The sequence below is a fragment of the Pseudoalteromonas sp. GB43 genome, assembly GCF_054923805.1.
This window is the reverse complement of sequence record NZ_JBPCHJ010000002.1, coordinates 248,019-270,884: the sequence shown is the minus strand read 5'-3', so window position 1 is coordinate 270,884 and position 22,866 is coordinate 248,019. Positions and strand designations below refer to the sequence as shown.

The following is a 22,866-nucleotide window of genomic DNA, read 5'->3' as shown; positions in this document are numbered from 1 at the left end:
CCCAGTTGCTGTTTTTAGAACTAAGACAACAAAGCAGCATGAATCTGCCTCATGTTTTACCTGAAATAAAAACGTTTTTCTTCATGATAGTAAGAACGTATAAATTTATTAGCGCTGCAGAGCAACCTAAGGTTAATGACCTAGCGATTTAAGGAAGGTGAGCAGCAATCATTTATCTCAGGACTTTTGGATACATTGCCATGAACAACGATTTCAGATTTACAATTAAAAGTATTTGCCTCGACGAAAATTATCATCCGTCAAATAGCACACGACTTACCACAAACTTTGCAAACCTAGCTCGCGGTGAAAGTCGCCAGCAGAATTTACGTAACGCCTTAAAAATGATTGATAGTCGCTTTAATGCGCTAGCAAACTGGGATAACCCGCAAGGCAACCGCTACTCAGTAGAGCTTGAGATCATTTCTGTTGATTTAGAAATTGCACAAAGCGCAGAGGCATTCCCGTCAATTGAAGTACTAAAAACTAATATCATTGATCACCAAACTAATGAACGTATCGAAGGTATTGTTGGTAATAACTTTTCATCTTACGTGCGCGATTATGATTTTAGCGTACTGCTGCTTGATCATAACAAAGCGAAAAGCGAATTCAGCATTCCCGAAAACTTTGGTGACTTACACGGTAAACTCTTTAAATACTTCATTGACTCAGAAACTTACAAACAGCACTTTAAAAAGCCACCGGTTATTTGTTTAAGCGTGTCTGATAACAAAACGTACCACCGCACAGAAAACCAACACCCAATTTTAGGTGCTGAGTACCAACCAAATGAGTCGTCATTAACCGAGCAATACTTTAAAAAAATGGGCTTGCAGGTGCGCTATTTTATGCCACCAAACACAGTTGCTCCGCTGGCGTTTTATTTCTTTGGTGACTTGCTGAACGATTACACCAACTTAGAGTTTGATCAGCACGATTAGCACTATGGAAACATTCCAAAAAATCTACCGTCCAGAAATTTATAACGCCAATGCTGTGGCGGGTAGTTGCTATCAACCCAATTTAAGAAACGCCGATCACTCTATCACGCAAATTGTTTACGACCGTGAAGAGCGCAGTCAACTTGCGATTGCACAAGGTAAATTTACTGAGCAGCACTTTATTAAGCCTTATCAGTCAGTACTTGAAAAATGGTCTGCCAACTACGCAATTTAATGAGATTAAAAATGAAAAAGTTATTACCTACATCAACAGCAGGCAGTTTACCAAAACCAGCTTGGCTTGCTGAGCCTGAAACCTTATGGTCACCTTGGAAATTGCAAGGTGCAGAACTTATCGACGGCAAACAAGACGCGCTGCGTGTTGCCTTACAAGAGCAGCAACAAGCTGGTGTTGATATCGTGAGCGACGGCGAGCAAACCCGCCAGCACTTTGTAACGACCTTTATCGAACACTTAAATGGCGTTGATTTTGAGAACCGTAAAACAGTGACCATTCGAAATCGCTACGAAGCCAGTGTACCAAGTGTGATTATCCGGTGTCACGCAGCAAACCCGTGTTTGTTGAAGACGCCAAGTTTTTACGTTCGCAAACCAAGCAACCTATAAAGTGGGCGTTGCCAGGGCCAATGACCATGATTGACACCTTGTATGACGTCCACTATGAAAGCCGTGAACAACTAGCGTGGGAATTTGCCAAAATCCTCAATCAAGAAGCGAAAGAGCTCGAAGCTGCAGGTGTTGATATTATTCAATTTGATGAGCCTGCGTTTAATGTGTTTTTCGATGATGTTAATGACTGGGGCATTAAGTGCCTCGAAAGAGCAATCGAAGGCTTAGAGTGCGAAACTGCTGTGCACATATGCTACGGCTATGGCATCAAAGCCAACACTGATTGGAAACAAACACTGGGCAATGAATGGCGTCAATATGAAGAAGTATTCCCAAAACTTCAAAAATCGAATATCGATATTATTTCACTTGAGTGCCACAACTCTCGCGTGCCCATTGAGCTATTAGCACTGATACGTGGAAAAAAAGTGATGGTTGGCGCCATTGATGTAGCGAGCAATGAAATTGAAACCCCTGAAGAGGTCGCACAAACATTACGCGAAGCCCTGAAATACGTTGATGCCTACAAGCTTTACCCATGCACAAACTGCGGTATGGCTCCCCTCCCTCGCCAGATAGCAAGCGCCAAACTCAGTGCGCTAAGTAAAGGCGCAGAGATTGTAAGAGGCGAGGTTTTAGGGGCGAGAAGCTAGGTTCTAGAGGTAGTTAGCGAGTTACTAGGTGAAAGAGGAAAGTTGCTAGGTGCGAGGTTCGAGAGGCGAGGTGCGCATCTCCCTCGAGCCTTGTCGCCATAAATAGCGACCTACATGGTAGGTCGGGCTTTAGTCCGTCAGATTTTAAATTTAGTCTGAACCTGATTATGTAGCAGCGATTTCACATCGCGTTTTACCTCACCCATCACCCCTCGTTTCTCGTTTCTCGTTTCTCGTTTCTCGTAAAAATTTATCAATGCCACAGCATAAAGCCGCTGCTACAACGTAGGCTTGAAACGTGTATCGCGCATCCTATCCTCTATCAACTAACTACTGCCCACCCCCTAATACTATTAAATCAACCCATTCAGAAAGAGTTAATCCAAAAGATGCAAAATTGGATTGGCTAAATTAATTACTTTTTGCTAGTTTTATTTGTACCCAATGGAAGGGCAAAGATTAAAGGATTAATATGAACGAATTTGATATTTTCATCAGAAATATTGTCTTAGATTGTATTCGCGAACAAGGCACCTGCAGTGATATTTGCGAAGAAGACGAACAGTTAACTTTTTATGTTGATATTGAAAACCACGATAACGTGATATCGCGCAAACAGTTTAAAGTGACTTATCCTATTAGCTACTCTATTCAATCGGCACTCAAGCATGAAACTGATCTGCTTAGATATTTAGACTCTGGCGAAATCAGAACGCCCTTTACAACTGATATTATCGAAGTACTCAAATCTGAGTTACAGGCCTTTATGTTCAGCAACAAACCACGTGGTGAATATCATATTTGCTAATTCTTGATTTATAGCCTGGTGACAAATTATCAGGCTATAACTCAATTAGCTCACCATTATAAATACTGTAGCGTAACGTGGTTTTCTTGCTGGGGCAGCAACGAGGATCATTTTCATCATATGTACGTAATTGTATGACAAGCTCTTCGCCTACCTTATTTGTACTTTCTACAACTCCGTTAAAAGAAATAGACGACAACTCGTTATAACCGTCATTTTGAACCTCAATAAGAGTCAGCTTCTCTAACCAAACATTGCCTGATTGATAAGTCCAAAATATAGAGACTCTGCCATCAATATGCTCATAAAAACGCTTTAACCGGCCAACTTCATCATCAGAGACTAACTCTGGAAAATGATCTTTATATTGGTTTTGAATAAACGCATCAACTTGCTGCTGTATTTGCTGCTCGGTGGCATACCCTGTTAAAGATACAAATAGTGCTATTAAACCAAAACTTTTCAACCCAAACCGAGAGTTCTTTAATCTATATTTTTTAAATGAGCTCATAATTCACTCTATTGATTTATACACTTTTTGATAAAAATAGACTTAATTTGTTTGATAATAAAAGCTTGTCTCAGAGAGTGGTTTTATTACGTCATACTCAATACCAATTGCATTTCTATCACCTTTCCTAGGTATATTACTTTTGTCTAAAAGTACCACCCCCCAATGATTATCGCTAAGGCCGCCAAAAATTACATTTACGCTGTCATTCTTATCTTTTGTGACAGCTGCAACTTTATGTTTAATCATTAAATCTCTGAGCTTTTGAGAATAAGCTGATAGCTCCATCAAACTAGAGGCTGTATCAGGTGATAGAATTTTATAATCGGCAGATGGTACAAAACCCGCATACTTTGATGGTGTATAGCTTAATAATTGAGTTGGGGAGTAAAAAGTATTGTTAATACGATAAACATTCGGCGCAGTTAATTGTACAAGGTTCAAGCTAATGTTATTTTTAAAAGCTAAGATTTGCTCCTCCGATACAGCTAAAAATGAGCTAATTTGCTTTAGCCTTTGTTCCGTACACTTATCTTTTTTACAAATAACTAAATTAGGAAGTTTTGTTCCAACCTGCGGTTCTACATTTAAAAACTGACTACCAAGCACGCCTAAATTAAAGTTAGTAAACGCTTGCTTATCTTTGTCATTTTTCAATTTTGTGGCATGAATATCAAAGATGCTAAACGGGTAAAAAGAGGGTAAGTAAGCAAGCTCTAAATCGGTTTGCGGCATCATTTCATCCATGTGCTTTAAAACCGCGCGATACTCTTGATCTATCTCATTATTAAAGTAGGCTGGCATGTCAGCCATTGCAGTAACAGAAAATAGAAAAGCACCACTAAGAAGCATTTTATTTAGCATAAAAAAGTAATTCCTTTTAATTAAATTTACACTGAGGACAATACCATTTAAGGCACAAAAATCATATTTTTGAGATAAAACTTATAGCAACGCCATACCTTTAGTGATTATAAAAAAACACGAACTAAAATTTCATTCTAGAATTAATAAGCTAGCCATTAAGTTCATCTCCTCCCAAAACTAGCACAATAAAACTGGCCATATTTCCAACAGCTGATATTCTTAATAAAGACTAAAAATTCAGAATAATTATTTTTATATCAAACAGTTAATATATATGAATGAATTCATCCCCCTTAACAAGGAGTAAAGTATGAAAAGGTTTTTAGTTCTCAGTCTGTTAATCGCATCATTTTCTGTGGTTGCAGAAAAAAATGTATTCAATGATGCAATCGTTGAAAAGCCAAATATGGAGCCAGCCATTCCTCGCCCTGAACAAGAGAAAGTTGCGGCCTCAAAGCTAAAGAATCTCGAAGCTAAGCAAGGCAGAAAACCAAATGTTCTTGTTTTACTAGTAGATGATTTAGGCTGGGGTGACCCTGGAGTGTATGGTGGCGGTGCAGCGATAGGTGCTCCCACTCCTAATATAGATAAACTGGCAAACGAAGGGCTTCGCCTCACATCAATGTATTCACAACCAACTTGCACATCTTCTCGAGCTGCACTGACAACTGGTAGATTACCCGTAAGAAGTGGCTTAGTTCGCCCTATTCTAACTGGCGATAAAGTGACACAAAATCCGTGGGAGAAAGAAGTATCTCAAGGTAAGCTATTATCTAAAGTGGGCTATAAAACGGCGCTAATCGGTAAATGGCATGTTGGTGAAGCTGAGGGAATGCTTCCTCATGAGGTAGGTTTTGATTATTTCTATGGCCTCCCATCAGTTCAATCAGATTACACCCAATTTTTGGTAGAGCGCCAATATGCCGACATGATGACAAACAAAGAGCTTTACACTAAAGCTTCTCAGCTGCGTCCTGAAGGCCTGATAAAAGGCCGCAAAGGTGGTAAGCGTGAAGTTGCGTATCCAATTAATAGTATTGAAGATATCTCAATGATTGATCAGGTATTGCGAGATGAGTCTGTAAAATTTATAAACCAAGCTGTTGATGAAGGGAAACCATTTTATTTAATTCATTCTTTTTCAAAGATCCATAACGACAACTACCCAGCTCCAAAATACAAAGGCGCAAGCCCAGCTGCAATGCCCGTTCGCGATGCTATGGTCGAAGTTGATGATATTACAGGTGAACTTGTTGCTCTATTAAAAGAAAAAGGGCAGCTAGAAAATACACTGATTATTTTCACTTCAGATAATGGCCCTAATGAAGATACTTGGCCAGATAGTGGCTATTCGCCGTGGCGTGGTGGTAAAGGAACAACATGGGAAGGAGGAGTTAGAATTCCCGGCATTGCTTACTGGAAAGGCATGATATCTGCTGGGCAGGTCAATAATGGCTTAATGGACCTCACCGATATCTACATGACTTCTTTACGATTAGGTGGTGTTATTGATGAGCTTCCGAGTAATATGTATTTCGATGGCATAGATCAAACAGCTTTCTTACTAGCTGATAATGGCAAATCACGACGTCAAGTTGTGTATATGTGGAGCCGTGAAGATTTCACAGCACTTCGCTGGTTAGACTACAAAATTCATTTTAAAGTGTTCAATACTGCAGTGCCAAGACGCAACATTGATGCATCATTCTTATTAGATATCGGAACGGCGCCTTGGGTTTTCAATTTAAATATGGACCCTAAAGAAATGGCAAGCACAGGGCACCAATATTTTGAATGGGGCATGCCTCAAGCGACTAAGTTTATGAAAGCACACATAGCCACAATGAAAAAATACCCAAATACGGATATAGGACTCGGGCTCTAATCTTATTTGGTAGAGTAATTAAAATGAGCCTGCCACATGCAGGCTCTGTACTATTTTTGATAAACTAACGATTAAATCCCAACAACGATACTATTATGTCCATCGAACAAATCTGGCTTGAATACAAAAATAGTTTACGTGCTTTTTTAACCACAAAAATATCGAACCCTGCTGATGTTGAAGAGCTTTTACAAGATACTCTGTTAAAAACACATCTTAATATTCATCACTTACAAGATTAGCGAAGTTTAAAGGCTTGGTTATTTCAAATAGCACACCATGTTATTGTTGACTTTTATAGGCGTCAAAATAAGCATGTAGAAATAGAGCTTGATAATATTATTTCGCAACAAGAAAACAAAACCGTAAAAGCTGAACTCATAAAGTGCATTGAACCTTTTTTACAAGCTATGCCCGAAGAAGAAGCGGATCTAATTAGAAAAATAGATCTCGAAGGATACTCTCAAAAAGAGGAAGCTTTGAAGTTAAACATCAGTTACTCAACCTACAAATCAAGGCTGCAAAAAAGTCGCTCAAAATTGAAGGCATTATTCGATTGTTGTTGTGACTTTGAAATCGATAAGTACGGCAACTTAGTTGATTACCATCCCAAACAAAAAAAGTTCTGCTAACACTTCGTCTTTTTGAAAAACATTACGTCTTACTAGGTAAGCCTCAATCATTCAGGAGATGTAATGAAATACTTAAATGATGCAAAGTTTGACGTAACCCCGACTTTCGATAATGCAAGCAAAAGTAAACCTAGAGTTTTAATTTTATACGGGTCTTTACGAGAAACGTCGTTTAGCCGTTTTGCTAGTGAAGAAGCCGCAAGAATACTTGAACACTTAGGTGCTCAAGTTAAAATATTTAACCCAGATGGATTACCATTATTTGATAATGGAGAGTCAGTAAACAATCAAAAAGTACAAGAGCTGCGAGAGCTTGTGAAATGGTCCGAAGCACAAGTTTGGTGCTCACCTGAAATTCACGGCAATATGTCAGCTGTGCTCAAGAATCAAATAGATTGGATCCCACTCACTGATGGTGCTGTTAGACCAACACAAGGTAAGACGCTAGCCGTAATGCAGGTATCTGGCGGTTCGCAAAGCTTTAATGCTGTAAATAACATGCGCATTCTTGGTCGCTGGATGCGTATGTTAACGATACCAAATCAGTCATCAGTCGCAAAAGCTTGGCAAGAGTTTGACGAGGCTGGCAATATGAAAGAGTCGTCGTTTAGAATGCGCATTGTCGATGTGATGGAAGAGTTAATTAAATTTACTTTACTAACCAGAGACAAACTGGACTGGCTTGTAGACCGATATAGCGAAAGGCAAGCGGCTGCGAACTTACAAACAACTAAATTAGTGGATGACAGTAAAGTGCTTGAACCAAACTCTTAGCTTTAACAACTTTCCACAAGGCTGTTCAATGAAGTTCAGCCTTATGCTATTTGACCAAAACAAACCTGCTACATTCACTATGAATGCTAGCCAGAACATCTGCAAAATTAATATTATGGATAATAATTCCTGACGGAGTAACATTTAAAATGTTTAGGGTTTTTTGCTTTCTATTATTCTCTTCTCAGCTTGCTGCTACTGAAGTAGAAAACGAAATAAACAAAGTTTTTCAAGGCTTTACAACAAGAGCCGAGGATATAGCTATCTTAAGCAAATTAGAAAAACAAATGCCTTATGAAAATGCGCTAGATAATGCGCAAGTAATGGCGTTTAAATGTTGGTTTTCTAATGTATCAACTCCAAACGGGATTAGTGAATACAAACAGTTTCTAGAAACAGCCAAACCAGTCATTCAACAAGCAAACAATTTAAACTTAATACAGGAACTTGCTGTCTGTGAAGCAAACCAAGAGTATACACAAGGTAATTATCAAACAGCTCTAGAACACTTAAAACCAATAATTAACACCACGTCAGTAGAAAACACAATCTCCCCTAAGCAATTGTCGACCATCGCTACTGCCCACATAGTACTTAACCGTATTCAGTTAACTAAAGGCAACTATCAAGAGGCATTCGACTCTGCTAAAACTGCTTATCAGCTATTTGAAAAAGCAGGTAATGACTACGAAAAAGCACTTGCATTAAAAGAAATTGCCGATATTCACATAGCGTTGTACAACTATGAACTTGCAATTGAACAACTGCAGCGAGCCAAATTAGCGTTAACGAAATTCAATGAGCAAGAGCACTACAAAGTAACGGATCAACTCGCGTATACCTACGAAGAAAAAGGCGACTTAATAAAGGCAATTGAGCTATACAAGTCGATTAAAAAAGATGTTCGTCGTTTCGAAAGCGACAACGGCTATGCTTACATATTGATAAAACTTACGGAACTCAATATAAAACTTAATAGTTTATCTCAGGCTGATTCATATCTAACTGAGTTAAACACGCTTTCTGTTACAGACAGCTGGATTTTGACTCTTTACAACCTCACTAAGTCAGAATGGTACTTAGCTAACTCTCAATTGCAAGCCGCCCTTACATCTTATGAGAAGATAGCCGGGCATAATCAATCATGGCCGCTAACTTAAGGGAACGCTATTTAAATTTAACCTCTCGGCTCGCAGCTGCAAGAGGAGATACTTACTTACAAATAGCATCTCAACAACAATTAATCGCTTTAATTAGGGATAAACAAAAAGCTATCGCAAATAACACACTTATTTCTGCCAGGTTAAACTTTAATTATGAACAACAGAACCTTGAGATTTCTCGTTTAGAGCATGAGTCAAAGCTACAACAAAAACTTTTAGCAGTGGCCGAAGATAAGTCTTTTTGGCAAGGCTTAACTGTGATAATAACTTGCGTGTGTTTACTCTTATTCGCCGTTTATACATTTAAACAAGTTCGCCAGAAAAAGTACTTTGAAGTTCTCGCTTTAAAAGATGAATTAACAGGGATAGCGAATCGAAGAGCTATTTTAAATTTAAAACAAAGTGTCATGCTGCAAAACAAACTAAATCAGCTCATTAATTTCTATCGATATCGATCATTTTAAAGCGGTCAATGATCAATACGGTCATGATATTGGTGATGAATTAATCATATCCATAACCAATACGATTGTGCAAACAGTCCGTTGTTCCGATCGAGTAGGTCGTGTCGGCGGAGAAGAGTTTTTAATTGTGCTTGAGAATCAGTCTTTAGAGCACGCAAAAGACATTGCTGAACGTATTAGGCTTTCTGTTGCCGAAAAGGAACATACATCTTTGTTTATAAGCGCAACGATAAGCTTAGGTGTTATTGAAATTGCACCAAACGAAACGTCAGAACAGGCTGCCAAAAGAGTCGACTTACACCTTTATGAGGCAAAAAGAGGAGGGCGAAATGCTGTTTATTCTTAGTTTTAAGAAGGAGTTCAACAACAATCAAAAAAGACAGACTAATATCCGACCAAACGAATCAAATATTCAACTTTTCTCTGTTTCTAAAATATATAATCCGCAATATGACAATAGTCATAATTCTGTCATTTAACTGATCAATAATTGACGCTAATTTAATCACCTAATGTAATGAAGAAGTAATGGACAGTGCCTTGGTGCAACTTTCGTTTGCACTCCCCTCTAGTGAAGACCCTTTATGTGCTGCACTTGCGCATACTATGGAATACGAACAATTGCATTTTGCGGCTAATGAGCAAAAGCGTGTTGTGTTTTGTTGTGTGCTACCAGATGATGCCCATGAAGGCGATGTGATCTCTATCAGTGCAACCCGCCCTGATGCGCGCGAATCGGCGTATTTTACTGCACACACTTTAACGCAACACGATCTAGAACAGCACGTTATAATGCTTACCTTAGAAAACGTTACTCATAGTGGTGAATTTGTATTGCAATTAATGCTACACGGCTTGCATGCAACACTTAAAGACAGCGCCCAGTTTGATGTCAGTATTGCAGCTAGCACATCACCAGAGCTATTAACTTCTGAGCAAGCTAAAAACCAGGGCTTACGCCATTACATTAGTAATATTGGCGCAAGCTTTTTAGCCTTTTTCTATAATTTAGTCAGCAAAGCTAATTTTACCCATGGTAATATCGGGGATCCCTTGCTCGGTATTACCAAAGCGTTGTTGCCCACCCGACAGACATTCGTTCGCTAAAATAGCAAATAACACAGCTTCTTTTGCATCTGGATTAATCCCCAACGAATCGGTATTTTTTATCTCTGAAAGCGCTGGGCAATTAGCCAAAATAATGTCCATTAATAATGGGTTATGGACCCCACCACCACTGGCGTATACAGCCACATCGGTCAAACCTTCGCTGCATTGGTTAATTGCTTTAGCAATCATTGCTCCTGAAAACTGCACTAAGGTTGCCATCACATCAAAGTGCGATAAGTTCTGCGTATTCGAGCGTGCTTGTGCTGCAGCTAAATAGTCTAGATTAAACACTTCTGGCCCCGTGGTTTTTGGAAACCCTAAAGCAAAAAATGCATCATCACACAGCGCTGCGAGCAAATCTTCACTTACCGTGCCTTTTGCTGCAATAGCGGCATCTTTATCATAATGAAGTGGTGTAAAATAACGCTGCACATAAGCATCCATAATGGTATTGCCGGGGCCTATATCAGAGCTAAAAACTGCTCGTGCGTCTGCAGACTTAGGTAGGTAGGTTAAGTTTGCAATGCCGCCCATATTAAGCAAAATACGGTTTTCGCTGGTGCTTGTGAAATACAAGTAGTCACCATATACAGCAAGCGGCGCACCTTCACCACCCGCTGCAATGTGCTTTTGTCTAAAATCAGCTATGGTTGTAATACCTGCAGTCACGGCTAAATGATCGCTGTCACCAATTTGTAGTGTTGCATTGCCATATTCTGCACGTTTGTGTTGGTTTTTAGGGCAGTGATAAATAGTTTGTCCGTGACTGGCAATCACATCAATAAGTTCTTTTGCTACTCCCCAGCTGGCTAACGTTTTGGCAACCATTTCACCATGTAATTGACCAATCCAAGGATTGAGTAAAGTGACTTCTTCAAGGTCACATTCGCGTTTGGCGAACACTCGCTTTACACGCGTTTTATAATCATCGTCGTAGTCGACCGTCGTAAACTTTACTACTTCGACATGAGTATCCATGCCTTGCCCTGATACTTCGCATAGCGCAATATCAAGACCATCTAATGAGGTGCCACTCATTAGACCAATTATTAATTTTCTTTCTTTTTTTGCGCTTAAATACAGTTTTTCAATATGTTGATGCATAAATAAATCACTTAAAATCAGCTTATTAGATGTAAATAAGCGGGTTAACGACTTGGAATAGTTTATATTTTAAAATAATAGATTTAAAGAATAATTATTGCAAAGACTTTTAAATTGCTTTAAAACTGTACCGGTGAGCTCCCCAAAAGGAGAGCACACAAGCATCATAACAAAAAGTATGACTCATTAAATTAACTAAATGGTCTAGGTCAGACACCAACCTGCGTTGATTTAAATGATAAAACGCAAGGGAATCATCATGAAAGCAAATACATCAACAGGGCATCGCTCGCTATTGCTGCTATCACCTTTAGCTCTCGCTGTAAGTTCAGTAATTAGTTATGCACACGCAGAGCAAAGCACTGAAGCAAAAAAACCTGAAGTGATCACCGTAACAGGTTCACGTATTCAACGTACTGAGCTGGTCTCAAGTAGTCCTGTAGTGAGCGTTGATGAAGCACAAATTCACCTAGACCGTGCAGTGAACGTTGAAGATATTACCGCGAAACTGCCACAAGCTGCGGCGGGTGCCAACAGCACCGGCGCCACAGTCGGTGACTCATTTGGCTCATCAACGATTGATTTACGCGGCCTTGGTCAAAACCGCACATTGGTTCTTATTGACGGCACTCGCGCGGTACCATTTAGTTTTCGTAACTCGGTTGATGTAAATACTATTCCAGCCGGGTTAATAAAACGCGTTGATGTATTAACAGGTGGTGCAGCAGCGGTTTACGGTGCCGATGCGGTAGCTGGTGTTGTTAACTTTGTTTTAGACGATGATTTTACTGGCGCTGAATTCTCAACCAGTTACGAAAGTGCTGACGGCGGTAACGAAAAGCTTAACTTTGAAGCAATTTTTGGTGGTGACATCGCCGACGGTCGCGGCCATGTAACAGGCTATATTGGTTACACCGAACGAAAAGAGCTATTAGCCGGCGAGCGTGACTATGCGCTTGAAAACTCAGCGGCAATGATCAACAGCGGTGGTTATTATACTGACGTTGCCTCTGGCAACAGCATCGGTATTGCTGATTCTGGTGCTGTAACAAGTGAGCGTCAAACAACTGATTTCACAGCTGACCGTTATTTAACTCAACCGATGGACCGTTTTTCTGCGGGCTTATTATTTGACGTTGATGTAAGCGACAGTGCCATTGCCTATGGCCGCGCAATGTATTCTAAAGTGACCGTAAATGGTGCGGGTGCCAGTGGTCAAACACCGATTTTTGTAAACGAGCAAGTGACCCTCACGCAAGACAATGCGTATATTCCAGATGAACTACGCGACCAACTTACGTTTGATAGCGAAGGCAATGCCCTTGTTAATGTTGAACGTAACCTAGGTTTAGGCGTGCAACACACCGAAGCGGTGCGTGATTCAATGCAATTTCAACTGGGCTTAAAAGGTGATTTAACTGACTACTTACGTTATGACGTATATGGTCAGTACGGCAAAACGGACGAAGTAGCCACCATTTACAACAACGCATACCGCAATGATAACAACGGTAATAGTCGTTTTGCTGCCCTTGCAAATTCAGTCGATATTTTTGATCCCAACCATGATTTCAGCGACTTTAGCGATCCGCTGCTTTATACCACTCGCGACCGTACTCAAAGTGTGATCTCAGCAACACTATCGGGTGATTCTGGGTTCTTATTTGAATTACCAGCCGGTGCTATCGATTTTGCAATCGGTTATGAATACCGTAAAGAAACAGGTAAACAAACACCGGGCGATGCATTTAGAAACGGCACCAGCTTTGCGTCTATTAGCGCATTTGATATGGATGCAAGCTTTAGCTCTGAAGAGTTCTACGCCGAAATTTTAGTGCCTATTTTAGTTGATAAACCTTTTGCTGAAGAGCTTAGCTTTGAAGGTGCCTACCGTATTTCTGATTACTCAAATACCGAAGCAGAAGACACTTACAAACTAGGTATCAACTGGGCAATAAACAGCGACATTCGTATTCGCGCCAACCGCTTAACCGCATTTAGAGCACCTAACTTAGGTGAGTTTGCCAGCCCAATCACAGCGCTCTCGTTATCGTTATTTGACCAAAATAGCGACCAGTTTGTGCCACGACTAGCAGGGCGTTATAACGGCGATCCATGTTTACTTGGCACCGGTGATGCAACTCAATGTGCTGCGTTTGGTGCGCCACCTGTTGGCACCGAGTTCGATTCAAGTACCGCAGAGTACACCTATGGTGGTAACCCAAATATTAAACCTGAGCAAGCCGAATCAGATACATTAGGCATTGTTTATACACCTGGCTACTTAGAAGGCTTTGATTTATCACTCGATTACTACAGTATTCGTGTTACAGATGCGGTAAGCCAAATTCAGCCAGGTGCGGCACTACAAAGCTGTTATGTTGATGACCCGAATCCGAACAACCCATTGTGTGGTGCGGTACTTCGCGATCCAAACACGGGGTTTATTAGCACAGCCATCGTTAATGACTTTAACTTAGCCGCCATTGAGCAAGAAGGTATCGACGTTGCAGCAAATTATGTGATTGATGCACCAGAGCAAATGGGTGGTCGTTTTAGATTCTCGTACCAAGGTAACTTTGTTACTAAACAAACCCGTCAAAACAACAGCACAGTGCCTGAAGTTGACTGTAAGGGAACTTACGGCAGCGCCTGTTCGGGTGACTTTGCGAGCATTTTACAAGCTGACTACAAACATCGCGCAAGCATTGATTGGCAGTTAGATAACATGAACTTCCAACTTGGCTGGCGCAGAATAGGTGAAGTAGAGTATGCTGTCGACCGTTCAGAAACAATTTCAGCACAAAATTACTTAGATTTTGCTGCTGCATGGCAAGTTAACGAGGAACTTGCTGTTAACTTTGGTGTCGATAACTTATTAGATCGTGAACCACCAACACCTGAGGTAGGCGCAAACCACTTTAACACCGTGAGTGATTACAGTGTGATTGGCCGTTCAGTCGGTGTTTCACTGAGATATGCCCCAAGCTTCTAATTAATCCTACTGTTTTAGCTACACAGGATTGATCCCCTCAAGCGCACCCTGCCCGGTGCGCTTTTTTATTGCCTAAAAATTAGATTTGCTATGTAAAATTAATATGGCAAAGTACCTTCAATATGGAAGGAAAATTATGCAAGTAGATGACATCCGTGCTTTTGTACCAAGTAAGAACTACCAACAATCTCAAGCTTTCTACAAAGCATTTGGATTTGAGTTAACCTCCGTTTCAGACACACTTTGTCTATGTGAAAGTGGGGAATGCGGATTTTTCTTACAAGATTTTTATCAACCTCAATTAGCAAACAACCTGATGTTGCAGTTGAGTGTATTAGATATTGATGAAGTCTATTCACAACTACGTAGACTAAATGACTTTAATGTGAAGTACAGCGACATAACGCAAAAGCCTTGGGGAAAAGAGTTCAGTCTTTGGGGTCCTGCAGGCGAGTTATGGCAAATCATTGAATTTATTTAATGAACAAGGAACAAAAACATGCCATTTAACGAACAAGAACGCAGCGCGCTTTTAGCACTCAAGGGTGTAGGACCCAACGGTTATAAAACGGTTCGAAGAAGTTGGGATTGAATCGTTTGAAGACTTAGCTGGGTTTGATGCCAACACTATTGCTGAGCGAGTAGCGTCGATGCTGCATTCAAATTGCTGGAAGAATAGTCCGCAAGCAAAAGCGGCAATCACCGCTGCTATTACGCGAGCAAAGCAAGGCTAAAGTTCAATCACTTCGATTGCCCCGCGCTTTTGCATGGTGACATACACTTTGTTTTGCGTTTCGTTGAAAGCCAAATTCGTTGGATGCTGGCCTTTTAATTGATAGCTATTTAAAAGCTTGCCGGTAGGCGAGACTTCAAGCACTTTCCCTGCGCCATAACGAGTAATAAACACATGCCCTTGATTATTAACGCGCATGCCGTCTAAGCCATGATCAGCAAATTTAATCAAAACTTTTTTATTACTAATGTTTAAGTTGTCATCTAAGTCATATTGCCAAACGATTCGTTGCACACTTTCGTTCACATAGAGCTTGGTATTGTCGTTATTAACCGCTACTCCATTGGTAGTCCCCATGTTTTTTTCGAGTAAATGGGTGCTGCCATCCGCATTAATACGCCATAGCTGACCCGTTTCGTTCGCCCAGTTAGGGTCACTTGCAAACAGCGCCCCATGTTGAGTGATAGCAATGTCATTGGGTTGATTCATCTTGCTATCATGGGCGAACACTTCTGCTTTATTGCTGCCAGCAGGTACTTTTAAAATATTGTGGTTAACGTAATCGGCAATAAATAAATTACCTTGTGAGTCAAACTGTAAGCCATTACCAACGCTGTCATTCGGTAACCGCACAAACAACGATGTTTTGCCCATGTTATCTACGCGGCCAATCGTTCCTTGCTGGGCATAGTTCACAGCGTATAGGGCACCGTTATACATAGTTGGCCCTTCAATGCCTTGCGTGAACACGTTATCTTTAACAAAGTCTTGGCTATCAATAGCAAAACCTAACGGTGAGCTTAAAAGTAGTGTTATTGCCAGTGGCTTAGGTAATTTCATGGGCCTGCCTTTTACTCATCTAAACTCGTGTATACCGCTAAAATGGGGTATTCATTTTCACCAAAAGATAAAGTCAGTGAGCGCTTTTCACCATCATCTAACTTGATACCTTCATCAAAAGCTAACGGGTGTAAGCGACGCCCATCGGCAAATAAAGCCATAATATGGTCTGCTTGTAAGATACGCGATCCTGATGCTTTGTTTTCAACAGTTACCACAGCTAATCGTCGGCCGCTTTCACTGCTCATCGAAACACTGTGAACAATACTAAACTCACTTTGCTTTGGATAACGTCTTGCGTCGTTTTCAAACGCAAATACGTTTCCTGGAGTGATAGGATCAACCGATAAAACACTTGTATTAGCATGCGCACTCCTTGCCATAAAACCCGCAACAAGCGTAAAAGCTATAAGAGAAATACCTTTCATATCAATTTGTTTCGCCATTTGATTATTTTTCCAGCATACACCTTTACACTATACCGTGCAAAATGGATTGTCGTTTGAATGAAATTATCATTTTCTACTCGGTAACAATTTCGCCATTGATTTCTAATTACATGCCCGCACCTATTTATTAAACAGGATTTAAAACAAATCATAGGAGATAAGTATGACTGAAATTAAAAACCGTCAGTATATTCTTGAATCACGTCCAACAGGCCCTGCAACAGAGAATAACCTCGTTTTAAAAACATCTACTCTTGCCTCACCTAAACAAGGTGAAGTTTTACTAAGAACAATTTATTTATCTCTTGACCCTTATATGCGAGGCCGTATGAGCGATGCAGAATCATATGCTGACCCTGTTGAAGTTGGCGATGTGATGGTTGGTGCGACAGTGTGTCAGGTAGAGCAATCAGAGCACCCTGATTATAAAGTAGGTGAATGGGTACTTGCCTATACTGGTTGGCAGGAGTATGCGATAAGTAATACTGAAGGACTGATGAAGTTAGGAGAAAGTCCAGATACTCCTTCCTATGCACTCGGTATTTTAGGTATGCCAGGGTTTACTGCTTATATGGGACTACTAGATATTGGTGAACCAAAAGCAGGCGAAACAGTGGTTGTAGCTGCAGCAACAGGGCCGGTTGGAGCAACCGTCGGTCAGATAGCCAAATTAAAAGGTTGTAAAGTCGTTGGTATCGCTGGAGGCTCTCAAAAATGTAAGCATGCGATTGAGAACTTAGGGTTTGATGCATGCATAGATTATAAAGCCGATAACTTTGAAGAACAGCTTAAGGACGCCTGTGATCAAGGTATTGATGTTTACTACGAGAACGTCGGTGGTCATGTTTTAGATGCGGTACTGCCTTTACTTAACACAAAAGCACGAATCCCACTATGTGGATTAGTATCACAATATAATGCAACTGAGTTACCGCCAGGAATTCGATTGCCTATCTATGTTGATGGGCTTAATTCTTAGAAAACGTATTAAAGTACAAGGCTTTATTATCTTTGATGATTACAGCGATCGTTACGGTGAGTTTGCACAAGATATGCAACAATGGCTGAACGACGGCAAGATAAAATACAAAGAGCACCTTGAAACTGATTTCGAAAATACTCTAAACGCTTTTAACGCCATGTTAAATGGTGAAAACTTTGGTAAAACCGTGGTGCAAGTTCAGCAGCCAATTTAAAAATTAGGCGCAACAAATAATGTTGCGCCACTATTAAGGATAACAAATGATTAAATTACACCATTTAAACAAATCACGCTCTAAGCGGATTATTTGGCTGCTCGAAGAGCTTGGCGTTGATTACGACATTATTGCCTACCAACGTAATAAAGAGACATTTTTAGCACCTGATGAGTTAAAACAAATTCATCCTCTCGGTAAAGCTCCTGTGATTGAAGATAACGGTAAAGTAATTACTGAATCGGGTGCGATAACTGACTACCTAATAACTCAGTATGGCAAAGGTAAGTTTATGCCAAACCAGCAAAGTGAGAGTTACATTGATTATCAACAATGGCTCCATTTTGCTGAAAGCTCAGCAATGGTGCCTTTTTTATTAAAACTATTTATTACAAAAGATGGCTGTAAAACTAACTTCATTGCTGATTATGCCGACCATGAAATTGGTAAAATACTCAGCTATGTTAATCAACATCTGAAAGGTAGAAAGTACTTTGTTGATGACAACCTTACTGGCGCTGATTTTATGATGTCATTCGTCATAGAGAAAGTCGCTGAGTCTGGCATGCTGTCTCATTTTGCAGAAATAGAGCGGTATTTCGAGCGATTAAACACCTATGAGAGCTATCGCACAGCAAGTGAGTTAGAAGCCAAATACGGATAAAGACAAGCAAAGGCATACTCCAATGCCTTCGCACACACACTTACAAAACTCCAAAGGATGAGCGTGATTACACTTCGAGACTTCGTAGAGTCAGATGCAAAACAACTTGTTGCAATTCTTAACGACATGGATGTTACACAATACCTATCAACTAAAATCCCCTCTCCTTATAGTTACGAGGATGCTCAGTGGTGGATTAATGAAGGTAGTCAAAGTCAGCTCATTAAAGCCGTTATATTTAACGATAAACTTATTGGATGCGTGAGTGTGCACCCAGGCGAGTTTGAATTTGATTGCTCAGGTGAGCTAGGTTACTGGCTGGCAAAAGAGTACTGGCGGCAAGGTATCACTGTAAAAGCTGCATCTATGCTACTCGAAACAGTATTCTCTAAAACGAAAATCGCCAGAGTGTTTGCTTACGTGTGCGAAGATAATCCTGCCTCAATGAAGGTTCTGCAAAGATTAGGCTTCGAACAAGATGCAGTTTTAAAAAACGCGATGTTCAAGAAAGGACACTTATTTAATGCGCACCTTTTTTCATTGTTAAAACCTAAAAATTAAGCAAATGAGTATGCATACATCACCATATCATTTGAATGCCCTATTAAGTAACTTTTAAAGTTTCCTAAAATAAAGTAAGCTAACCACTTTTGTAACACTTAAAGTTACCTACTAGGTTTTTACTATGCAACAACACGAAGTCACCGCCTTATTTGATCAACAAGCAGCTAATTATGATTCACAATGGCAAAACATGGCCCCCATTAGCCAGGCCTTGTATTTTATGATGACACCTTTATTCAGCAAACTACCAAGCAATGCGCATATTCTTTGCGTTGGAGCGGGCACCGGAAATGAAATTTTGCATTTAGCACAGGCCTTCCCTACATTTAGTTTCACCGCAGTCGAACCCTCGAGTGAAATGATCAAAGTATGCAAACACAATTTAACGCAAGCAGGGGTGGCACATCGCTGCCAGTTTCATAATGGTTACGTAGATTCACTTAAAAACTTGATGCCCTTTGATGCAGCGACAGCCGTGTTAGTATCGCAGTTTATTGTGGATGAACCTAAACGAGTGGCATTTTTTGCAGATATTCACAAACGTTTAAAAGCAGGTGGGTTACTTGTCAACGCAGACTTAAGTGCTAATCAAAGTGCCAAAACTTACCCACTGCTGCTTAGTCACTGGTTAAGCGTTATGTCATCAGCCGCAGTCAGTCCTGAGCAAATTGAAAGAGTAAAACTAGCTTATGAAAATGACGTTGCTTTAAAAGAATCTCAAGTCATCGAAAACATCATTGCCGAATCAGGCTTTACAGGCGTTTACTCTTTTTATCAAGCTGATTTAATAAAAGCATTTACCGCCGTTAAAGAATAGTTTAAGCCACACACACTCGATTGCGGCCTGACTTTTTAGCTTGATACATAGCTTCATCGGCCCTTTCGATTGCCGTTTCAATATTATCATCGGCGCTTATCAGCGTTACGCCAAATGAGCCAGTAACATTAATGTGATTATCGTTGCTAATGTCGATTTTTAAAGCCTCAACGCCAGCTCTTAGCCGTTCAGAAAATGACTTAGCATCATCAAGCTCTGTTTGTGGTAAGCAGACTAAAAACTCTTCGCCACCATAGCGATATAATTGATCGTATTTTCTTAGCTGAGATTTAATGCATTTCACGAGGGCTATTAACACCTTATCGCCCGCAGCATGACCAAATTCATCATTTACTTGCTTAAAGTGATCAAGGTCGATCATTATCAGTGCGCAGCTCAGTGATTTGCGCTTACACAGCTCGTGTTCTTTTTGCAGGTTTTCTAATAAGTTCGTACGATTTGATGCACCCGTTAAAGGGTCGCGTGTGTGAAGCACTTCAGTAAACTCATCGATAAGGCAGTCAAATAACTCGCGTAATCTATCTAAATCCGCATGAAATTGGTCTAATAAGTTTACTGGAATAACAGTCTTAGACTCTTTTAACGACAACAAGACTTTCGCTCCTTGATGCATTTTTTTATGTGCAGAAGCGATTTCAGAAAAGTGAGGGTGAAGCTTTATAGTCTGATCAGGTAGCTTATTAAACCACTGCCCAAAGCGACAAAAGTTATGAGCATTATCTGCTAAATCTTGTTCATTTGCGGGAGTATCTGCAATTAGACACCTTAATAAGTTTTTATACCATGACTGGTGCCACTCAATAGCTTGGTCAATTTCTGCAATCACATCTTCGAGCTGTGTATTCGATAATGAACTAATACCTTGTCTGTTAATTTGATGCATGACCAATGAAGGGACTTCCGCTTTATTATTATTATCTAAAACAGTACCTAAGGAATGTTACAAACTCAACCCAAAGCGAGGTAAAGAGATAGTTTATTCAACTAAGCGGTAACCTACGGCGGGCTCGGTTAAGATATGTTTAGGGCTCGCCGCATTTTGTTCAAGTTTTTGTCTTAACTGACCAATATGTACTCGCACGTACTCAGGACGGTTAATATACTGCTCTCCCCACACTTCAGATAAAATAGCGTTATGCGTTAACACCTTATCTTTTTGCTGAAACAACAACAGTAAAATAGCGTACTCTTTTTTAGTTAGTTTGACTTCTTCAGCGCCTTTACGGACCACGTGCTTATGTGGGTCGATGTGAATATCGCCACATTGCAAAGTTAGGCTGGGTGTTGTTTGTGTGCGAAGTAGCACCCGAATGCGCGCTAGTAATTCGTTTGCGCTAAATGGTTTGGTTAGATAATCGTTGGCACCGTTATCAAGGGCGGTGACTTTTTCTGTTTCGCCGTCGCGTGCAGAAAGTACTAATACAGGGAGCAGACTCCACTGCCTAAACTCCACCAGCCAATCTTGCCCATCCATATCGAGCAAGCCTAAATCAAGCAGCACTAAATCAAACTGCTGCTGGCTTAAAAGTGCAAACGCATCAAGCCCTTTGGCGCACACACTAACTTCATGATCACTGGCTTTTAATAGTGTTTTTAAAAAACTTTGCAGAGGCGGTGAGTCCTCTAAAACCAAAATATTAGCCACGACTGTTACTCCAAATTAATATAGCTGTTGCTTGCTTTGTTTGCTCATTGAGGGTTAATTCAAAGCGCCCTTGATGACATTTAGCAACCACATCGCAAATCACACTCCCTAGTCCAACACCTTCATCTTGACTCGTCTCATGCTTATTCGCAAAAGGATTGGTTAGCACAATTTGATATTCATTGTGTGTTTCAATAAATTGCATATTCGCCGAACCATCTCCGTAACGAGCTGCGTTCTCGAGCATATTGGCAAAGGCAATTTCTAGTAGGGTTTCATCGCCAAAACAGATGCTTTGTTGCTGAGCCTCGATGCTCAGTTTAAAGTTTTGTAGTTGCTGCTGACGACGAGATTTTGCCTCGCTAATTAAGGTCAAAATAGGTAGCTTTTGCCATTTAATATTCTCAGCTAACTTATTAACTTTACTGAGCTCCATGACTTTATCAAAGTGCTGGTTAAGTATTTTACTTTGCTCATAAATGTTAGCAGCTTGCTCTTTGATAACCTCAGAGCTTAGTTGGATATCATCATCAGCCAACATGCTTGATGCGCCCATAATGGTCGCTAATGGCGTACGTAAGTCATGGGATAAACTGCGCAACAAGGTGTTTTTTGACCTCTCTAGCTCCGCCTGTACTTTTATCGCCGCTGATTGCTCGCGTAATAAGGTTTTTTCTTGAACCTGATACAGTAAAGAACACGCTGTATTCGCCAAAGCCTGTTGCTCTGCATTTAGCGCTTTAGCAAACGCAATACCGCCAAATTCCGCTTGTTGTTCGTTTAAATAAATAAACTGCTTTGACGCTGTTAGCTGCCAATCACACGCAACCTTTAAATGCGCGGTCATGGTTGTTAAAAACAGCTGCTTTTGCTCCTCAAGGCTATCGAGATCATTAAGCTTTTTTGCTAACTCATACAATAAGCGACTATTACTTGCATGGGCTTGCACATCGCGAACCTTAGTATTGAGCTCCCCGGCTAAGTGGCTTATCACTAAACCCACAATCAACATCACCAAAAAGGTGACCACATATTCAATATTTTCGATATGAAAAGTAAAATACGGCACCACATAAAACCAGTCCGTGCAGGCAACACTCACCAAGGTGGTAAGCGCTGCAACACGGCGATTACTGCGCACCGCAACCCATGTCACCCACAAAAGCTGAAGCATCACAATATCGGTGGTTGTAAACAGTTCTCGAAATGGGAATATCGCAAGCACCACGACAAGTGGCATCAACACACTTAAAAATGCGGCTTTTAAATACTGTATTTTGAATACTGACTGCATCATCTTTTCACTTATTGTTTATCCCTATTAGATTAAAGGGTTTTCAATTTTGTCACTATAAAGTTTTTATAAAGTTTTTTTATCTCGGCATAAAATCTTTATA

The 22,866-nt window shown here is 40.4% G+C and carries 21 protein-coding genes and 5 pseudogenes; 18 read left to right on the top strand and 8 right to left on the bottom strand.

Annotated features, from left to right (window positions below; genetic code table 11):
* The first annotated feature begins 200 nt into the window (after positions 1–200).
* The 3 genes and pseudogenes from ACRWSG_RS18530 (at position 201) to ACRWSG_RS18520 (ending at position 3,035) form a co-directional block, all read left to right on the top strand.
* A pseudogene (locus ACRWSG_RS18530) lies at positions 201–1,179 on the top strand (DUF1852 domain-containing protein).
* A gap of 11 nt (positions 1,180–1,190) precedes the next feature.
* A pseudogene (locus ACRWSG_RS18525) lies at positions 1,191–2,227 on the top strand (methionine synthase).
* 472 nt (positions 2,228–2,699) lie between these two features.
* Positions 2,700–3,035, top strand: a complete 336-nt coding sequence (locus tag ACRWSG_RS18520) for a hypothetical protein (RefSeq protein WP_054553487.1) — start codon at positions 2,700–2,702, stop codon at positions 3,033–3,035.
* A gap of 34 nt (positions 3,036–3,069) precedes the next feature.
* Here the strand turns inward: ACRWSG_RS18520 and ACRWSG_RS18515 are convergent, their stop codons facing one another.
* Both ACRWSG_RS18515 and ACRWSG_RS18510 read right to left on the bottom strand, forming a co-directional pair.
* Positions 3,070–3,546: a hypothetical protein gene (locus ACRWSG_RS18515; protein WP_054553486.1), complete on the bottom strand. Its 477-nt coding sequence runs from the start codon at positions 3,544–3,546 to the stop codon at positions 3,070–3,072.
* A gap of 42 nt (positions 3,547–3,588) precedes the next feature.
* Positions 3,589–4,410: a hypothetical protein gene (locus tag ACRWSG_RS18510; RefSeq protein ID WP_462167141.1), complete on the bottom strand. Its 822-nt coding sequence runs from the start codon at positions 4,408–4,410 to the stop codon at positions 3,589–3,591.
* A 313-nt stretch (positions 4,411–4,723) separates the two neighbouring features.
* Between ACRWSG_RS18510 and ACRWSG_RS18505 the strand changes: the two genes are divergently transcribed.
* The 8 genes and pseudogenes from ACRWSG_RS18505 to ACRWSG_RS18470 all read left to right on the top strand — a co-directional run bounded on the left by ACRWSG_RS18505 (position 4,724) and on the right by ACRWSG_RS18470 (position 10,438).
* Complete coding sequence (locus ACRWSG_RS18505) at positions 4,724–6,298, top strand: arylsulfatase (RefSeq protein ID WP_187489899.1); 1,575 nt, start codon at positions 4,724–4,726, stop codon at positions 6,296–6,298.
* Positions 6,299–6,393: 95 nt separating this feature from the next.
* Positions 6,394–6,540, top strand: a complete 147-nt coding sequence (locus ACRWSG_RS18500) for a hypothetical protein (RefSeq protein ID WP_462167140.1) — start codon at positions 6,394–6,396, stop codon at positions 6,538–6,540.
* 15 nt (positions 6,541–6,555) lie between these two features.
* Positions 6,556–6,930: pseudogene (locus tag ACRWSG_RS18495) on the top strand (sigma-70 family RNA polymerase sigma factor); the annotation flags it as partial.
* 63 nt (positions 6,931–6,993) lie between these two features.
* Positions 6,994–7,704 carry an arsenical resistance protein ArsH gene (arsH, locus tag ACRWSG_RS18490; protein ID WP_462167138.1) on the top strand — a complete coding sequence of 237 codons (711 nt, stop codon included), beginning with the start codon at positions 6,994–6,996 and terminating at the stop codon, positions 7,702–7,704.
* A gap of 149 nt (positions 7,705–7,853) precedes the next feature.
* Positions 7,854–8,864: a tetratricopeptide repeat protein gene (locus ACRWSG_RS18485; protein ID WP_462167136.1), complete on the top strand. Its 1,011-nt coding sequence runs from the start codon at positions 7,854–7,856 to the stop codon at positions 8,862–8,864.
* Positions 8,849–9,331, top strand: coding sequence for a hypothetical protein (locus tag ACRWSG_RS18480; RefSeq protein WP_462167135.1), 483 nt, complete (start codon positions 8,849–8,851; stop codon positions 9,329–9,331). Before ACRWSG_RS18485 ends, ACRWSG_RS18480 begins: the two co-directional genes overlap by 16 nt.
* The gene (locus tag ACRWSG_RS18475) at positions 9,294–9,677 is read left to right on the top strand and encodes a GGDEF domain-containing protein (RefSeq protein WP_462167538.1); all 384 of its coding nucleotides are present in this window, start codon (positions 9,294–9,296) and stop codon (positions 9,675–9,677) included. The genes ACRWSG_RS18480 and ACRWSG_RS18475 overlap by 38 nt, the downstream gene beginning before the upstream one ends.
* Before the next feature lie 182 nt (positions 9,678–9,859).
* A complete protein-coding gene (locus ACRWSG_RS18470) occupies positions 9,860–10,438 on the top strand; it encodes a hypothetical protein (protein WP_462167134.1) in 579 nt (192 codons plus the stop codon).
* Here the strand turns inward: ACRWSG_RS18470 and ACRWSG_RS18465 are convergent.
* On the bottom strand, positions 10,340–11,545 hold the full coding sequence (locus ACRWSG_RS18465; protein WP_054553475.1) for an anhydro-N-acetylmuramic acid kinase: 1,206 nt from the start codon (positions 11,543–11,545) through the stop codon (positions 10,340–10,342). The genes ACRWSG_RS18470 and ACRWSG_RS18465 overlap by 99 nt on opposite strands.
* Before the next feature lie 259 nt (positions 11,546–11,804).
* On the opposite strand from ACRWSG_RS18465, the gene ACRWSG_RS18460 reads away from it, so the two are divergent.
* The 3 genes and pseudogenes from ACRWSG_RS18460 (at position 11,805) to ACRWSG_RS18450 (ending at position 15,274) form a co-directional block, all read left to right on the top strand.
* The gene (locus ACRWSG_RS18460; protein ID WP_462167132.1) at positions 11,805–14,540 is read left to right on the top strand and encodes a TonB-dependent receptor domain-containing protein; all 2,736 of its coding nucleotides are present in this window, start codon (positions 11,805–11,807) and stop codon (positions 14,538–14,540) included.
* 136 nt (positions 14,541–14,676) lie between these two features.
* Positions 14,677–15,021: a VOC family protein gene (locus tag ACRWSG_RS18455; RefSeq protein ID WP_138599343.1), complete on the top strand. Its 345-nt coding sequence runs from the start codon at positions 14,677–14,679 to the stop codon at positions 15,019–15,021.
* 18 nt (positions 15,022–15,039) lie between these two features.
* A pseudogene (locus tag ACRWSG_RS18450) lies at positions 15,040–15,274 on the top strand (helix-hairpin-helix domain-containing protein).
* Here ACRWSG_RS18450 and ACRWSG_RS18445 read toward each other — a convergent pair.
* The gene (locus ACRWSG_RS18445; RefSeq protein ID WP_194441210.1) at positions 15,271–16,113 is read right to left on the bottom strand and encodes an SMP-30/gluconolactonase/LRE family protein; all 843 of its coding nucleotides are present in this window, start codon (positions 16,111–16,113) and stop codon (positions 15,271–15,273) included. The pseudogene ACRWSG_RS18450 and the gene ACRWSG_RS18445 sit on opposite strands and share 4 nt — an antisense overlap.
* Before the next feature lie 11 nt (positions 16,114–16,124).
* Entirely contained in the window at positions 16,125–16,559 is a 435-nt protein-coding gene (locus ACRWSG_RS18440; RefSeq protein WP_054553470.1) for a hypothetical protein, read from the bottom strand.
* A 166-nt stretch (positions 16,560–16,725) separates the two neighbouring features.
* On the opposite strand from ACRWSG_RS18440, the pseudogene ACRWSG_RS18435 reads away from it, so the two are divergent.
* The 4 genes and pseudogenes from ACRWSG_RS18435 (at position 16,726) to ACRWSG_RS18420 (ending at position 19,803) form a co-directional block, all read left to right on the top strand.
* Positions 16,726–17,758 (top strand): annotated as a pseudogene (locus ACRWSG_RS18435) (NADP-dependent oxidoreductase).
* Positions 17,759–17,804: 46 nt separating this feature from the next.
* Entirely contained in the window at positions 17,805–18,422 is a 618-nt protein-coding gene (locus ACRWSG_RS18430; protein ID WP_462167129.1) for a glutathione S-transferase family protein, read from the top strand.
* A 63-nt stretch (positions 18,423–18,485) separates the two neighbouring features.
* Complete coding sequence (locus ACRWSG_RS18425; RefSeq protein ID WP_462167128.1) at positions 18,486–18,983, top strand: GNAT family N-acetyltransferase; 498 nt, start codon at positions 18,486–18,488, stop codon at positions 18,981–18,983.
* Positions 18,984–19,107: 124 nt separating this feature from the next.
* On the top strand, positions 19,108–19,803 hold the full coding sequence (locus tag ACRWSG_RS18420) for a class I SAM-dependent methyltransferase (RefSeq protein WP_462167127.1): 696 nt from the start codon (positions 19,108–19,110) through the stop codon (positions 19,801–19,803).
* A gap of 1 nt (position 19,804) precedes the next feature.
* Here the strand turns inward: ACRWSG_RS18420 and ACRWSG_RS18415 are convergent, their stop codons facing one another.
* The 3 genes from ACRWSG_RS18415 to ACRWSG_RS18405 all read right to left on the bottom strand — a co-directional run bounded on the left by ACRWSG_RS18415 (position 19,805) and on the right by ACRWSG_RS18405 (position 22,766).
* Positions 19,805–20,707 (bottom strand): diguanylate cyclase, encoded by a 903-nt coding sequence (locus tag ACRWSG_RS18415; RefSeq protein WP_138599349.1) that lies wholly within the window; start codon positions 20,705–20,707, stop codon positions 19,805–19,807.
* Between the two features lie 93 nt (positions 20,708–20,800).
* On the bottom strand, positions 20,801–21,469 hold the full coding sequence (locus tag ACRWSG_RS18410) for a response regulator (RefSeq protein WP_054553464.1): 669 nt from the start codon (positions 21,467–21,469) through the stop codon (positions 20,801–20,803).
* Entirely contained in the window at positions 21,462–22,766 is a 1,305-nt protein-coding gene (locus ACRWSG_RS18405; RefSeq protein ID WP_462167126.1) for a DUF4118 domain-containing protein, read from the bottom strand. Before ACRWSG_RS18405 ends, ACRWSG_RS18410 begins: the two co-directional genes overlap by 8 nt.
* Positions 22,767–22,866: the final 100 nt, after the last annotated feature.